Annotated in this window: 1 protein-coding gene; it reads right to left on the bottom strand. The window is 45.1% G+C overall.

Annotation, left to right across the window (positions count from 1 at the left end; genetic code table 11):
• The coding region (locus R7E78_RS29480; RefSeq protein WP_318059063.1) for a TetR/AcrR family transcriptional regulator at window positions 1-448 on the bottom strand (448 nt) is incomplete at its 3' end.
• Window positions 449-552 lie beyond the last annotated feature (104 nt).

Below are 552 nucleotides of genomic sequence, written 5' to 3'. Positions count from 1 at the left end.
CGTTATCGAGAGGCTTAAAAACCCCTTCTTCTTTGCCCTGGTTGAAAAGGCGATCTACTTGGGCAAACATTTTTCGCTCAAGTTCCCACGTCTTGTTTCTTGTCGTGCAAGGTAACGAATCATATTGAACTCGATTACTGATGGCGTTTAAGTTGGAACCCGCCAAATTCCAGATGTTGAGCCACATGGTTCGATAGCGTTCCTTCAATGGCATGTCGTCATTAACGCCCGCTTGCACTGCTGAAGCAATGCGTTTGGCTACGTTAAGACGTACTTCTTCCAATAGATGTTCTTTGTCTGAGAAATAGCGATAAATCGTCCCGGCGGCGACACCAGCTTCGTTGGCCAGCTTTTGCATAGAAAGCCCTTGAAAGCCAGACTCTGCAATTAACTGCTCCGCAGCGGCAAGTATTTGATCGCGTTTATCTACAGCAGGGTTGTCCGTCATAATCCTACTACCAGTGAATGAACGTTCATTCATTATAGCTTAAAGTCTGGTCTACTATGCAACAGAATGTTGCACCAATCGGGGTAAAATTTACGAGAAAATCA

The sequence above is a fragment of the Vibrio sp. YT-19(2023) genome, assembly GCF_033337395.1.
This window is presented reverse-complemented; position numbering and strand designations above follow the sequence as displayed.